The organism is Ureaplasma ceti (assembly GCF_040369755.1).
GTDB lineage: Bacteria > Bacillota_I > Bacilli_A > Mycoplasmatales > Mycoplasmoidaceae > Ureaplasma > Ureaplasma ceti.
Genome location: NZ_BAABQM010000003.1, coordinates 37,680 through 53,438 on the forward strand (window position 1 = coordinate 37,680; position 15,759 = coordinate 53,438).

Below are 15,759 nucleotides of genomic sequence, written 5' to 3' on the forward strand. Positions count from 1 at the left end.
TTATAGAAACTCCTTATTAAATTTCTTCGTCGATATCGTCATCATCGTCATCGTCATCACTTGGTCTAGTGCTGCTGATGATTTCCATTTCAGTTTCATGACTAATTTCTTCGAATTTTTTGTCATCTTCTGATTCATGACTAATGTAATCATTGATGTCAGTTTCTTTATCGTCTGAGTCGATAACTTCTAAGTATAGACCTAAACCTTGTAATTGTTTTGTTAACAATTTGAATGATTCAGGAGTACCACCTGAAGGGATTTCGTTACCTTTAATGATTGAGCTGTAAGTTAAGTTACGTCCACGAACGTCGTCAGATTTAATAGTTAAGATTTCGTGTAAGTTGTGAGCTGCACCATAAGCTTCTAATGCTCAAACTTCCATTTCCCCAAATCTTTGACCACCGTTTTGTGATTTACCACCAAGTGGTTGTTGAGTAATCTTACTGTAAGGACCTACAGATCTAGCGTGGATCTTGTCGTCAACCATGTGGTCTAGTTTTAACATGTACATTACCCCAACAGAGATGTCACCGTCGAAGTATTCACCAGTTTTACCATCACGAAGTTTGAATTTACCCTTAGTTTGGATTGGGTCAATACCAGCTTCTCTCATGATGTCTTCTAAGTTACCGTGGTTTACCCCTTCAAATACTGGAGTAGCTACTTTGTAACCAATATCAGCAAATGTTAAACCTAAATCGTTTAACGCAATGATTAAGTCGAATGTATTAACTTTTTCAATTAGAGCTTCGTAAGTTTTCACGTCAGCTTCAGCTACTAATTTTAAGATTCTTGCGTATAACTTTTCAGCAACACATTCTCTTAAACCGTAACGAGCTACTAATTCTTCGTGACCTAATTTTTCAAAAGCAATTCTTAATAATTCTTTTTTACCTAGTTCTCTTGCAGATAAACCTAAGTGAATTTCTAGAATTTGACCAATGTTCATACGACTTGGTACCCCTAATGGGTTTAATAATACGTCTAATGGCGTACCATCTTCTAAGAATGGCATATCTTCTACTGGAACAATGTTTGAAACAATACCTTTGTTACCGTGACGACCGGCCATCTTGTCACCAACTTGGATTTTACGTTTTTGAACGATGTAAACTTTTACAACTTCAATTACGTCATCACCTAAATCACTGTTTTCTTCATCAGTGTTGTTGAAACGTTTAACAGCAGCAACAATACCTTCACCACCGTGTGGAACTTTTAATGAAGAATCTTTGAAGTTCTTAGTTTTGTCACCAAAGATTGCTTGAAGTAATTTTTCTTCAGGTGATAAGTCAACTTGACCACGTGGAGTAATTTTACCTACTAATACGTCGCCTTCTTTAACTTCAGCACCAACCATAATAATACCGTCTTGGTCTAAGAAACGTTTTGCGTTATCAGACACGTTTGGCATATCACGTGTAATTTCTTCGTCACCGTTTTTAGTAACTAAACATTGTAATGTGTATTCGTCAACATGGATTGAAGTATAAACATCATCTTGTACTAAACGTTTAGATAAAATGATGGCGTCTTCAAAGTTGAAACCGTTTCAAGTTGTGAAACCTACTAACATGTTTCTACCTAACGCTAATTCACCGTTTTGCATAGCTGGACCATTTGATAAAGTATCACCTTTAGCAATTTTTTGACCAAGTTCCACGATAGGAGTTTGGTTAATACATGTGTTTTGGTTTGATTTTCTAAATTTAATTAATTTTCTTGTTTGTTTGTTGCCATCTTCGTCTGTTACAGTAATTTGTTTACCATCAACAGCTGTAACTGTACCTGAAGTTTTTGCAACATATGCCATACCTGAGTCGTGAGCGATTTTGTATTCACTACCAGTACCAACTCAAGGAGCGTAAGGTTTTACTAATGGAACAGCTTGACGTTGCATGTTCGCACCCATTAAAGCACGGTTGGCGTCATCGTTTTCTAAGAATGGAATTGATGAAGCAGCAACTGATACTACTTGTTTAGGTAATACATCAATAAAGTCTAATCTCTTAGGTTCGTATAAGTCAGATGAACCACGGTATCTAGCAATAACTCTTTCGTTTAAGATCTTGTTATTTTCGTCTAATTCAACGTTAGATTCACCGATGATGTATTCGTCATCTTGTAATGGAGTTAATCATTTAATTTCGTCTGTTACAACTTCATTTTTAACTACTCTGTAAGGAGTCATGATGAAACCATTTTCATCTACTCTACTGAATGAAGCTAATGACATAATTAACCCAATGTTCATACCTTCAGGAGTTTCAATTGGACAGATTCTACCATAGTGTGAGTAGTGAACGTCACGGATGTCTAAGTTAGGGTCTTCTCTTGAAATACCACCAGGACCCATGGCACTAATTCTACGTTTGTTAGTTAATTCTGATAATGGGTTTTGTTGGTCAATAAATTGAATTAATTGGTATGAGTTGAAGAAGTCTTTTAAGATAATTTGGAATGGTTTTGTGTTAATTACAGATTTCACTGTAATTGACATTTTCTTTTGACCGTCTTCGTCTGTTGTTTCGTTGTTGTTACCGTCAGCAATTGCTAATTTTTCACGGATACTCTTTTCGATTCTTAACATTCCCACTTGTAAACGGTTCTTTAATTGTTCGTGAATTAATTTTAGACGTTTGTTACCTAAGTGGTCAATGTCATCGAAGTCACCAATGTCAGACATTAAGTTGTATGCGTATGAAATAGATGCAACGATATCTGAAATTGTTAATGTGTTAGTACGTTCAGCAGCACCTAAACCAACGATTGATGTTACTGAATCTTCTTTTTCGTTATCAGCACGAACTAAAATTCTTTCGTAGCTTAAAACTGAAGATTGTAATTTTTCTGCATCACTAATTTCTTCGAAATCTGTGAAAGCGTTTTTAATAGTTAATTCGTGGAAGTTCTTTAAAGTCTTAGCTTTTGAGTGAGCTTTAATGATATCGATTTGTTCTTTACCTAATAAGTCACCTTTGCTTAATAACTTCTTACCGTTAATATCGTATAAGTCTTCAGCTAATACTCTTTGGTATAAACGTTCAGTTAAACGTAATTTACGGTCGAATTTGTATCTACCAGCTGAACTTAAATCGTAGTAACGTTGGTTGAATAAGTGGATTACTACTAAAGCTTGGAAACACATGTTTGCTTCAGAAACTTGGTTTTCTAAAGTTTTACTGTTTAAGCCTAATTCGTTAGCCACATCTTTAGCGGCTTTTTCAGTCACAATTTTGTCTAATAAATTACTGATTAATTCATTATTAATAGTTAATTGTTCTGTGTTTTCTTCTTCTTTTAATTGTTGATTTTCTTCTTCTAATTCGATGTATTCCAATAATAATCTTCTAAGTTTTCTTTCAATTGGAGCACCTTTATTAAGAATAAATTCTCTGACTTCGCCGTTGTGTCTTTCTTCTTGTAATTCACTACGAATGTTGATGATGTCAGGGAAGTCTAATACGTCATTAGCGTTGTATTTTTCATTTTCTAATGTGGCAAGAATGTTAGGTTCTTCGCTATAAATTTCTCTAATTTCGTTATTAGTTAAACCGTAGGCTTTTAATAATGATGTAGTTAAGAATACAGCAGCTGATTCACCAGATGCGTTTCTTGCAGTAATTTGTACTACTTTATCACTATCAGCAGCTTTACTTTCGGGAACGTTGATTAACATTAATGTTCCTTTGTATGGTAAAAGTTCGCAAATGTTACCTTGCAATACTTTTTTTCTTGAGTTATTTAATTTAATTTGTGATTTGTTTAAAACGTACATTCCAGGCGATCTAATAATTTGTGCAATAACAAATTTTTCGATACCGTTAATTACGAAAGTACCTTTATCAGTCATTAAAGGAATGTTACCGAAGAAAATCCCTTTTACGCCGTCTTTAGTTACTTTGGCTTTCTTTACTTCACCTGTTTCGTTATTAACCAATTCTAAGTCAACGTGTAATGAAGCATCGTAAGTCTTAGATTCGTCACGACATTCTTCTTCAGTACGGTGTGGTTCACCTAGTTTAATATCATTAACTCTAATTTGGTATTTTTGTTGAGGAGAATCGATTGGGAAGATGCTTGTTACAACTGACTTTAAGTCTTCTTCTAAGAATCTTGCAAATGAGTCTCTTTGAGTTGCTAATAAATCTGGTGATTCAAAATTGGTTTTAATTTTTGAGTAATCACGACGCATTACTTTGCTAGAGTATTTGTGATTTTCAAACTGATTATTTTTTTTCATTTTAACCTCGAATTTATAGAGAATTTTTAACGTATTTTTAGTCATTTAGACGCAAAAAAACGCGCATATAAATAATACTTTATTAATTATACAACATACGCGTTTTTTTCTCGAATTTTTCTATACCACACTAGATCGCTTTTTGATCAATAATTGCAATATTTTTGTCAAAATTTTTATGTTTTTTTCAAACCTCTTCGTTCACTAAAGTTACGTCCCGGTAGAGATTTTGGTTTAATTTTAAGTTTTCTAGCTTATCTAAAATTAAGAAACGACAATTGCAATTTAATTTACTAATAATTTGCAATTCTTTATCAGAGAAATTTTTCAAAATAACCATTTCTTGGTTCTTAATTAGTTGGAATAACTTATTCATTAACGGTTCATAGAATGCAGGAATTTTAAAATCTGTATAAATTTTTTGGGTATGTGCCCGGTTATAAGTTTCTGCTGTATTAGTCAAGAATTTCATTGTTTTAATGACATTCATTGGGTCTTGAGAAGAAGCTGTTTCACCAGATGTCATTGTGGCATCCGCTAATAGTTTGACAGCAAAATAACAGTCAGTTACTTCTGCTCTCGTTGGTAAATTATTAGTTTCCATTGAATCTAACATTTGGGTTGCTACGATTGCAAACTTATTATATTTATTTGTTAAATATAAAATTTGTTCTTCGTAGTAAGGAACGTGTTCAAACCCAATTTCTAAAGCTAGATCGCCTCTAGCAACCATGATGCCATCGGTAGCTTGCACAATCTCTTCTAAATTAGTAATTGCTTCATAAGATTCAATTTTAGCAATCACTTTAGTTGTGCAATCTGGATTAGTCGCTTTTAATAATTGTTTGACTTCTTCCACTTCGCTTACTTTAGATACAAATGATAGAGCTAAAAATTCTGCATTGACTTGAGCGGTTCATTCAATACATTTTCTGTCGTAATCACTCATAAATGGTAATGAGTAATTAGTACCTACTAAATTAATTCTCTTGTTTGATTTAATGTAATAATCTTGTGATAAAGAAACCGCTTTGATGATCCCTTGATTTACATCTAATTTTTTAACTTCTAAAACTAACTTACCATCATCTAAATAAATTTTTTGCTTTAGTTTTAAGTCTTGGGCCATGTTATAAGTTTTAGTTGAGTCTGAAACATTAAATTGTTTACCGTTTCCTAATGTGTCAGGATTAAAACATGTAATGGTTACTTCATCATTAAACTTAATTAAGTTCATTTCTAAATTAGTCGTTTGAATTTGGTTTACCCGGATTTCTGGGCCTTTAGTGTCAAATAAAACAGCTACTGGAGTAACCGCATAGCGGTTCATTTCTCTAATTAAATTTAATCTTTGTTCGTGAACCGGTAACGTTTCGTGAGATAAGTTAAATCTCATAACATTTACCCCTTCTTCACTCATTGCTAAAAAGTTTGCTTTTGCTTGAGCGTAATCTTGAATAGTTAAAGTTTCACGATTATAAGTTCATAATTTATCGGTGCTAGGACCTAATGTAATTACTAATTTAGTTTTGTTGAATAAATTCATTTTTTCACCTCACTTTATAAAATTGGTTTAATTGTAATTTTGTGATTGTCCACAACTACTGCTATGTTTATTTGTAGATTATTAATAGCTTGTGCTGCTTTTTGTGCTAACTCATTGGCTAACTTTAAATCAATATAGTTAGGAGTAGCTCCCCGTTGTAGGTGTCCTAAGACAAACCATCTCGGTTTAAGGTGCAATTCTTGTTCTAACGTATGTAATAAATAGTTTTGGTTTTCTTCAGAAACAGTGTGTTCTGATACCACAACCATTGCACTACCTTTGGTTTGATAAATTTTAATTAAATCTTGTGCAACTTGAGCATAATCGATGTGACTCATACCGCTAGTGATAGTTAAGTCTGCATTTACTGCTAATCCACTAGTTTCTGCTAAATCTTTACAATATCTACCCATCACTTCCATAAAGCAAATACCTTTATGAGTAACAGTGGTGCTCATCATCTTTACGTAGTCATTTACCACTTCTTGGCAAGCGGAGCTAAAACCTAATGAAGTGTCAGACATATCGACATCATTATCGATACTTGCTGGAATAAATAAAGTAGCCACTTGTTTTTCTGCTAGCAATTTAGCACCTAAATAGCTACCGCTACCACCAATTACAATAATCAAATCTAATTGATGTTGACGCACGTTTGCAACCGCCATATCTACATCTTGAGCGAATGTTAATGCACGACTAGAACAAATTAAGCTACCAGCCAAAAAATAATACGGAGCCAAATATTGGTCTTTAAGGTTAGCTAATTCAATATCATTATCTAATAACCCTTGAAAACCACGATTAACAAAAAAGATTTCGTGGTTTTGTAATTTTAAATTTTGTACTAATGCAACAATGCACGCGTTCATGCCAGGGGCATCGCCACCTGAAGTTAAAATTCCAATTTTCATTATTTTAATAATTCTTCTCAGTTTGGAATAACTAGTGTTTCATCCAATTCATTAATGTAAGTAATTCTGTTATATTTAGCCAATCTTTCACTTCTTGACATGCTACCAGTTTTGATTTGTTGAGCGTTTACAGCAATTGCTAAATCCGCAATAAATGTATCTTCAGTTTCACCTGAACGGTGAGAAATAACAGTTCTCAAGCCATTGTCGTGTGCTAGTTTAATTGTTTCTAAACATTCAGTTAAAGTACCGATTTGATTTAATTTAATTAAAATAGCATTACTTGCTTTTAAGTCAATACCTTTTTGCAACAACAATTTGTTTGTACAGTAAATATCATCGCCGACTACTTGAATTTTGTGACCGTATAATTCAGTAAATTTACTGTAAGCAGCTCAGTCATTTTCATCAAATGGATCTTCAATAGAGATAATTGGGTATTTCTTTAATAATTCATCATAAATAACGATTAATTCGTCAGAACTTAATTTTTTCAATTCGTTACCGTAATGTAAATTGTAAACACCGTTATCGTAGAATTCGCTAGCAGCAACATCTAAAGCAATACCTACATCTACACCAGGGATGTAATTAGCTTTTTGAATTGCTTGTAATAATAATTCAAAGACTTCATCTAGATTATCAAAATCAATACTGAAACCGCCTTCATCACCCTTAGCGATAGATTTATGGTTGTCTTTTAAGATTTTTTGTAAACTTAAGAAACATTCAGAAGTAATTTTTAAAGTTTCGTTTCAAGAAGTTGGTTTTAATGGTACTAACATAAATTCTTGGAAGTCCAAGTTGTTGTTAGCGTGTTGACCACCGTTAATAACATTAGTTAATGGTAAAACTGCGTCGTATGCATTTGTTGTTAGGTTATATAAATTAGTTCTTAAGTATTTGTAAAGTTCTACACCGCAAGCACTAGCTGCTGCTCTGCAGACCGCTAATGATACAGCTAAAATTGCGTTTGCTCCTAAGCGAGCTTTATTATCTGTTCCGTCCAATTCAATCATTAATTGGTCAATTTCGTTTTGTTTAAAAGGGTCAAAGCCAATTAATTTAGGTGCAATAATTTGGTTTACGTTTGCAACAGCTTGGTTAACCCCTTTACCCATTCAAGCAGTTTGTTGGTCTCTTAATTCTACAGCTTCTTTTTCGCCAGTAGAAGCCCCTGATGGGACACAAGCTAAACCTTTATGACCACTAGTTAATTGCACTTCGCACGCTACAGTGGGGTAGCCTCTTGAGTCATAAATTTGGTAAGCTTTTACTTGTTTAATTACTGTTTGTAATTTATTTTCGAACATCTTTTTTCCTCCTTAAATAATGTTTAATAAAAAAAGACTATAGTTTAATTTTATAAACCATAGTCTCATTTCTTTAATCAATATCTAAACTTTTGAAAATTTCTTCTAACTCTTGGTCTGGAACAGCAATTTCTTGCTTTTTGTTTCTTTGAACTCTTGAGTTATTTTCTTGTGCTTTATTTAAAGCAGATTTAATTTTACTGTTGCTGATGCTTTGTTTCTTTAACTCTGCTTTTCTTTGGGCTAATTCTTCTAATTGCTTCTTTAATTCGTTGTTCTTAGCTAACTTTTCTTCCAATTCTTGTTGGTTAATTTTTTGGATTGGTGTTAAGTTATCAGAATTATTAGTGTTTAAATCTTTATCAATTTCATAAAGGTTCTTTAACAATTCGTTTTCTTTAGCTAATAATTCTTTCTTGTTTTGTTTCAAGACTTTTCTTTCTTGTTTTGCAGCTTTATATTGTGCAATCAAGTCTTTCATTGAAACTTTTTCTTCAGCACTAACTTTCTTTAAGTTTTTCTTCATTTTTAATGAAATTAATCAAGCTAATGTTAAGAAGATTAAAGCTAATGAGAATAACACAATACCAGCATCGATTGAAGTTTTTCTTACTGCAAATTGTGTTGGTTCTCAATTATAGAACGGTGTGAATCACACAGTTTTTAAAGGGTTGTAGCTAGTTAAAGCACTTCTTAAAACCCCGTAAGTATTGTCTGTATGTGCAATTTTGTACTTATTACATAAATCAATTAAGGGTTGCACATTACTATCAGAACTAGCTGCTAAAGCAGTTTGAATTTCTTGTTGTGCATGGTGCATTTTAGCAATTTCCGCCACGTTAGGAATTACTAACATAAACACAAATAAAATAAAAGTCACACTTAAGAAGAATAAGAAAGTTACCATTACCACTAAACCGGGAGCTCTTTCTTTCATACTCTTCTTTTCGCCAGTTTCTTTTGTTAATTGACGATTATATTTGCCTCTTAAAGCGTGTGAAGCACCGGTTAAGGCGTACACGATTAAGCAAATAAATGATCAAATAATAATACCGATTCCTGATGAAGTTAAGCTAATAGAATAACTGCTAAAATCGGAGCTGTATTTAACAGCGTAGAATCCTGTACTGTTAACATAATCATTAAAACTAATGGCCCCATTAGCTGGAATCATAAAGTTAATGAAAATTCAACAAATAGCAATGATGGTAAACAATAAAGAAAGGTGAGCTAGTGATGTGGCGTAATCTCTTAGTTTAAACCTTTCGCGTAATTTCTGTTTGTATTCGATTGTCGAATCTAATATTTTGGATGTCATAACTTATTTCTTTTTTACTAAAACCCTTCCCGTCATTGTTGTAGGTCTCTCAATGCCCAACATGTATAAAATTGTTGGTGTAACATCTTGTAAAGAACCATTTGTTTCGACTAAATCAAAACCGTTAGACATTACAATAAATGGCACTGGAGCTACAGTATGTGTTTTTACAACGACGTGATCACGAGACATACAGTCGGCATTCCCATGGTCTGCAGTAATTAGCATATTACCGTCGTATTTTTCCACTATTGTATTATACAATTTTGCCAGTTCTTTATCTAATACTTCAATCGCTTCTACTGTTGCTTCGAAGTTGCCTGTATGTCCAACCATATCAGCATTAGCGTAGTTTACTACGCAAACTTCAAATTCATCTACTGACTTAATGATTGTGTCTGTGATTAATTCTGCTGACATAGCTGGTTGCAAATCGTATGTACTAACAGCTGGAGAAGGTACTAAAATATGCTTTTGCAAATCGTTAACTATTTCTCTACCGCCATCAAAGAAGAATGTCACATGAGCAAATTTTTCTGTTTCAGCAACTCTCAGTTGTTTTACCTTGTGATCAATTAAAACACTACCTAATGTATTTTGTACAATCACTTTTTCAAACATAACGTGGTCTGGTGTTGTGTTGCTGTATTCACAAATGCTAATTACGTTTAAATCTTCAAACTGACATAATTGTTTGTCGTATAAATTAGTTTCTTTAAACTTATGGAACATTTGTCTCATTCTATCTGCTCTAAAATTGAAGAAACATAATGTATCACCAGTTTGAATTTGGTAACCATCTTTATGGAAAGAAGCTGGTTCGATGAATTCGTCATCTTTACCAGAATTGTATTGTGCTTGAATGTATTCTAAAACCGTTTGTGTTTGATTTAATTTATCTGTAATTGCATCAAACGCCAAATTAGTTCTTTCTCATCTTTGGTCGCGGTCCATACCGAAGTATCTACCAGAAACTGAAGAAATTCATGTAGTTGGTTTAATTCAACTTAACAATTCTTTTACATCATCATAAAAGACGAACTTACTCGTATCTCGACCATCAGAGAATAAATTTAACGACATTCTGACACCGTATTTTTCAAATAATTGAATTATCGCATCTAAATGTTTTTTATTCGAGTGAACGCCACCAGAAGAATATAATCCGCAAAGATGTAAGACTTTAGTGTCTTTTTCCTTTAAGACTTGTTGAACTCAAGCTTGTTGTAGTAAATATTCTTCAAACTGGTTGTCATCAATTAATTTGGTAGCGTATTCGCCTACACCATAAATGACTTGTCCAGCTCCAATTGTCATATGTCCAATTTCAGAGTTACCAAATTGACCTTTAGCAATTCCTACCGCTTCTTCAGAAGCTAATAACTTTGCGTAATGGTATTTTTCTTTGACAGCATCTAAAAATGGAGTCTTAGCTTTTGCAATAGCGTTGGTTTCTAAATTATCTTCACCTAAACCAAAGCCATCTAAAATCACTAATACTGTTTTTTTCATGTAGTTATCCACACATTCTTCTATTATTTTTTAATTTCTAACATTGATCCGTTAGCTACTTTAATCATGTTTTGGAATTTATTTAAATCCAATGATTCACGACCAATTAAGACACCATCAATATGTGGTGCTACCATAAAGCCTTCAAGAGTTTCTAGTTTTACGCTACCACCGTATAAAATTTGTACTTTAGCTTCGTATTCACGAGCAATAAATTTTTTCATTGCGTAAATAATTTCGTTAGCTATATCTTGGCCAATAGCTTCAGCAGTGCCGATAGCTCATCTTGGTTCGTAAGCTAACACAATTTGTTTCACTTGTTCTGAAGTTAAACCTTCTAACAATTCTTTTAATTGTTTTTCTAAGTGAGCAACAGTATCTTCAAATTCATCTCTTACCGATTCACCAAAACATAACACTACTTTCATGTGGTTGTCTAATGCCATACGAATTTTGTTGTTAATTGATTTAGCGTGTTCATGAAAGAAGGCTAATTCTTCGGCGTGACCTAAAATAATGTATCTCACATCTTCTTCTGAAATTTCTTGAATTGAAACACTAGAAGTAAAAGAACCGTGACCGTTTGCGTCGCCAGATTGACTACCCACTTCAAATTCTTGTGCTAATGATTTAGCGTGTAATAAGTGTAAGTGATTGATCATTAAAACAATGTCTAAATTATCTTTAACAGAGGCGTGTTCACTTAAAAAACCGTTTAGCCCAGAAAAGTATTCAGTAATTTCTTTGTTAGATTTATGAGTTTTAAAATTTGCGATTAAATATTTCTTCATAATTACAATAATTCCTTTAGAAAATTTTATTTAATTATAATTTAAAAAAGTAGCGAGGTTTAGTATATGACAATTAAAATTGCGTGCGTTGGAAACATTAAAGAAGACTACTTAAAAAAAGCCATTGCTGATTATTCTAAAAGAATCCAACAATTTTTTAAATTAGAAATTATTGAATTAAAAGAAGAGCCTGAGCCTAAAAATTTATCTCAAGGTGCTATCGATAAAATTAAAGACAAAGAATACAAACGTTTTGTAGAAAAAATTGATTTTTCTTCTAGCTATACTATTGGATTATTTATCGATGGTAAACAATATGAAAGTGTAGAATTTGCTCATAAATTAGATAAGTGAATTGGTTCATCTAAAGTTAATTTAGTCTTTGTAATCGGTGGTAGTAACGGTTTAGATGACCGTTTCTACCAATTATGTGACGAAAAAATTAGTTTTAGTAAAATGACATTCCCTCACCAATTAATGCGGGTAATCTTACTTGAACAAATTTATCGTGGATTTAAAATTTTAAACAACCAAAAGTATCACAAATAAAAGAAGGACCGATTGAAACGTTAAAACCAGTTAATGATTAATCTGAAATTATGATTTCAGAATTTAGATATCTATACATGTAAAAAGGACGCCCCTTTATTTCGTGGGGCGTTCTTTTTTATATTCATTTTTATTAATGAAGGATATTTTTCGTTAATGATGACTGAACATATAAACTAAAATATTTCACTTTTTCTAAGTTATTTTGGTTTGAAACCTTGTTATTTTGAAAACCTGTTATATATAAGTAATCTTTAGCAGTTGTGACTTTTAAATGAGGTCCAGACATCAATGATAACGTTAATTTATACTCTTGTTTTTCTTTAATTGGCGTTAATTTAATTTCTAAATTTTTTTGTCAACTCATCGTCCATTGAAAGGTTTTATTGTGTTCATTAAAAGTATATAACTGAAAATTAATGTACTCTTGCAAGCAATCTGCTAATGTTTTCTGATTATTTAAAGAGTACGCAAAACTTCAGTTTGAAACAGTATCCACAGCTTGTATTTTTATATTTTTATTAGAAAATTGTTGCACAATTTTATCAGCCGTAATGTTACTTGGAACATTCTTTCACGGACCCAATCTTCAGGGCGGTAAATCTTGTGTCATCCCACAAGACGTAGTTAATAAAGGGATCGTAATCATTGTGACAGCAGCTGCTGTTCCACCAATTAATCAATATTTTGTTCTTTTAGTTAGTTGCACAGCAAATTTTCCTGATATATTTGACTATTTTTAAAATGATGAGCAATTACTTGGTTTGAAATAATATTATTAATTTGTATTTATTTGTATAAACTTAAATACTGGTTATTCTGATTCTGAGTTTCGCTAGAAACTTCGTTATTTTGAAATCCTACAAGATATAGTGGATCATGAGCGGTTGTGATACTTAAATTAGGCCCAGACATTAATGATAATGTTAATTTATACTCTTGTTTTTCCTTAATTGGTGCTATTTCCAATTTTAAGTTTTTTAACCAACTTGGACTTCAATAAAAATGGTTTTTTCTTGAAGATTTAAAGCCTAAATTATCATTAATATAACCCAATAAAATGCCTTTTAAAGTTTTTTCGTGTGCTAAAGAATACTCAAAGCTTCAATATTGTACACACGGCACATATTTTGCTTCCACCGTTTGATTTTTAAATTTATGTACTAATACATCAGCAGTCATAGTGGTCGGAATTGTTTTATAAGGACCATATTCAGCTGGGGCTAAATCACCGACCATGCTACAAGAAGTAGTTAACAAAGGAATTGTAATCATTGTAGCTGCTGCGGCAATTCCGCCAATCAATCAATATTTGGTTTTTTTATTTATTTTCATAATTTATTTTTATATGACAAATGCTTATTATAGTTTTTATTTAATTTAATTTTCAGCATCATCATATGCAATTCCTTCTTTTAAAATAATGTTATTAATTCCTGGTCCTGTATACCAATTTCCATTTCAATAAAATACTTTTTTTAGATTTTTTGAAGGAGAATTAAAGTTGTTTTTAGGGTGCAGTTCTACTCAATAAGAACCTAAAGCTCCTACATAATAGCTGTATAAAACTGAAGTTGCATCTGGTTGTCCAAAGTCCATTGTCACCAAAAAACAGTTAGTCGGATTATCATAACCATATACAGTATATGCATGATATGGTCAACCATGCGGTGATTGAGCACTATATGGTGCTGAACCTAAAATGCAAGGTATACCGTGAGTAACACTATTTCAAGCTCTTCAATATCCGCCATATTTATAATTACATTCTCATGTATGTATTGCTTCTGAATTATCTTCCTGTCTTAAAAATTTCAATAACGATTCCTTTAGCCATCCACCATTAGTTAAATTTAAAGAATAATTCGCATTTTTTCATAAATCATAAACAAGCCCTTTACTAGGGTTAGATTTAGCATATTGTTTAAAATATGGACTTGTATTTTCAATTGAATTTGGATTTGTATTTTCATTAAAATATTTATTAAACTCTGAATTAGTGAATAAAGAAGAATCTATAAATAATTGTTCGTAAAGCATTATATTGGCCAAAGCAACATATTCGCATAATCCTTCTGTATAGTTGTAGCCCAAGTAATGCGTATCAACATAACCAACATCTTGTCAAGAATCTCTAGAAGCAAATCATCAAGAGTAAGGTACTTGATAAGTAATATTAAATTTACCATATCTATTGTAGTAAATATGAGAATGATTAGAGGGAACAAATGGAGCACAAGTTAAATTTGTAGGCAACATTAAACTTTTATTAAGTTCACCATCAATAATATTTTTTCTTTTTTGGTATTCATTGAGAATAATAGAAGGCTTAATATCATTTCTAATTTCTAATGCATTCTTTAATAAGTCTTGTGTATTATATATTTTAGTAATTTTAGAATCAATAGTAGAATATCTGTTATTTTCTAAAATTTTTAAAATACCTAAACGACCACCATAAATTAAATTTTCATTTTTACAAAAAAATGGAAGTCCTTTAAATTTAATTTCTAAGGTTAAACTTGTTTTTAAATCAATAATTGTTGTAGCTTCAACAAAATCTATTAACAGTAATTTTCGTTTATGAATATCATTAATTACTTTAGTGAAAAGAACTAGATTTTTCTTATTAGTAATTCTATTAATGTTTAAAATAGCACTTTTTACTAAAAAATTATAATTATCTTTATTTTCCGCTCTAATTACGTTAGATAATTCTTTAATTTTATTTTTTTGTACAGTTACATGATTTGTACAATTTAAAACACTTATCGTCCCTAGAGTAGTAATCGCTAACATACCTAGAGAACCTAAAATAATTTTGGTTTTATTTTTCATAATATTTTAAATATTCCTTATTTTTATGTTATTTATAAGATAGATATTCACAAATAAATATGAATCTTTAATTTATAAATGACAAATATTATATTAGTCAAGTACAGTAAACATCTAGTTTACAAAATAATTTTATTGCTATTTTTATAAATGAATTGTTAATAGTATAAGCAAATTAACATATTAATATTTAATCCTTATTTAAGACATTTTCAAACCGTAAAATCTCTCAAATAAAACAACTAAAGCAACAAAAAAGATACTCCTTATTTCTTGAAAGAGTATCTTATTTTTGCACTTCATAAAAAGCGCTAGCTTTTATTATTCATGTTTAATGTCTGGTTGTTGTGGTTCTACCACAATCACATTGTTATTCACTTTTTCGGTTAAATGTTTAATTCTAAAGTATAAGAATACACTGACAAAATATGGGAACACAATCGTGATAATCGTTAGTGTCTTTAAGTAATTCTTTAAAATTAGTTCCATGTTTTGGATATGCCTAATGTAAAAGAAGGCGCCAATCGCAATACAAGTGACATAAGTTAACACTCAAATCACACAGAAAGCAATGTATAACCCTTCAGCAGGTTTGACATGATCTCTAATTGTATAAAAAATTGGGAATAAGACAATCGCTACAAGTGATAAACATGAAATGGCGCTAATCAACTTTGTATATTTAATCAATCTATATAAAATCGATAAAACAGCGTCTTTTTTAGTCATATC

At 31.6% G+C, this 15,759-nt stretch carries 12 protein-coding genes; 1 reads left to right on the forward strand and 11 read right to left on the reverse strand.

The features are described 5' to 3' along the window. Nucleotides 1–16 precede the first annotated feature (16 nt). From rpoB to ABWU82_RS02520, 7 genes are all read right to left on the reverse strand, one after another. The gene (rpoB, locus tag ABWU82_RS02490; RefSeq protein ID WP_353289922.1) at nt 17–4,246 is read right to left on the reverse strand and encodes a DNA-directed RNA polymerase subunit beta; all 4,230 of its coding nucleotides are present in this window, start codon (nt 4,244–4,246) and stop codon (nt 17–19) included. A 130-nt stretch (nt 4,247–4,376) separates the two neighbouring features. After that, the gene (gene pyk / locus ABWU82_RS02495) at nt 4,377–5,792 is read right to left on the reverse strand and encodes a pyruvate kinase (RefSeq protein WP_353289923.1); all 1,416 of its coding nucleotides are present in this window, start codon (nt 5,790–5,792) and stop codon (nt 4,377–4,379) included. A gap of 14 nt (nt 5,793–5,806) precedes the next feature. Next, a complete protein-coding gene (locus tag ABWU82_RS02500) occupies nt 5,807–6,706 on the reverse strand; it encodes a 6-phosphofructokinase (protein ID WP_353289924.1) in 900 nt (299 codons plus the stop codon). Then, nucleotides 6,706–8,019: a phosphopyruvate hydratase gene (eno, locus tag ABWU82_RS02505; protein WP_353289925.1), complete on the reverse strand. Its 1,314-nt coding sequence runs from the start codon at nt 8,017–8,019 to the stop codon at nt 6,706–6,708. Before eno ends, ABWU82_RS02500 begins: the two co-directional genes overlap by 1 nt. 73 nt (nt 8,020–8,092) lie before the next feature. Continuing rightward, on the reverse strand, nt 8,093–9,193 hold the full coding sequence (locus ABWU82_RS02510) for a hypothetical protein (RefSeq protein WP_353289926.1): 1,101 nt from the start codon (nt 9,191–9,193) through the stop codon (nt 8,093–8,095). Between the two features lie 147 nt (nt 9,194–9,340). Next, complete coding sequence (gene gpmI, locus ABWU82_RS02515) at nt 9,341–10,849, reverse strand: 2,3-bisphosphoglycerate-independent phosphoglycerate mutase (RefSeq protein ID WP_353289927.1); 1,509 nt, start codon at nt 10,847–10,849, stop codon at nt 9,341–9,343. Between the two features lie 23 nt (nt 10,850–10,872). Continuing rightward, entirely contained in the window at nt 10,873–11,640 is a 768-nt protein-coding gene (locus ABWU82_RS02520; RefSeq protein WP_353289928.1) for a triose-phosphate isomerase family protein, read from the reverse strand. A gap of 66 nt (nt 11,641–11,706) precedes the next feature. Between ABWU82_RS02520 and rlmH the strand changes: the two genes are divergently transcribed. Beyond that, nucleotides 11,707–12,189, forward strand: coding sequence for a 23S rRNA (pseudouridine(1915)-N(3))-methyltransferase RlmH (rlmH, locus tag ABWU82_RS02525; protein WP_353289929.1), 483 nt, complete (start codon nt 11,707–11,709; stop codon nt 12,187–12,189). A 133-nt stretch (nt 12,190–12,322) separates the two neighbouring features. Here the strand turns inward: rlmH and ABWU82_RS02530 are convergent, their stop codons facing one another. From ABWU82_RS02530 to ABWU82_RS02545, 4 genes are all read right to left on the reverse strand, one after another. Beyond that, nucleotides 12,323–12,898, reverse strand: coding sequence for a hypothetical protein (locus ABWU82_RS02530; RefSeq protein WP_353289930.1), 576 nt, complete (start codon nt 12,896–12,898; stop codon nt 12,323–12,325). An 80-nt stretch (nt 12,899–12,978) separates the two neighbouring features. Then, entirely contained in the window at nt 12,979–13,524 is a 546-nt protein-coding gene (locus tag ABWU82_RS02535) for a hypothetical protein (protein WP_353289931.1), read from the reverse strand. A gap of 45 nt (nt 13,525–13,569) precedes the next feature. Continuing rightward, complete coding sequence (locus ABWU82_RS02540) at nt 13,570–15,027, reverse strand: putative cysteine peptidase (protein WP_353289932.1); 1,458 nt, start codon at nt 15,025–15,027, stop codon at nt 13,570–13,572. Between the two features lie 321 nt (nt 15,028–15,348). Next, complete coding sequence (locus tag ABWU82_RS02545) at nt 15,349–15,756, reverse strand: hypothetical protein (protein ID WP_353289933.1); 408 nt, start codon at nt 15,754–15,756, stop codon at nt 15,349–15,351. Nucleotides 15,757–15,759 lie beyond the last annotated feature (3 nt).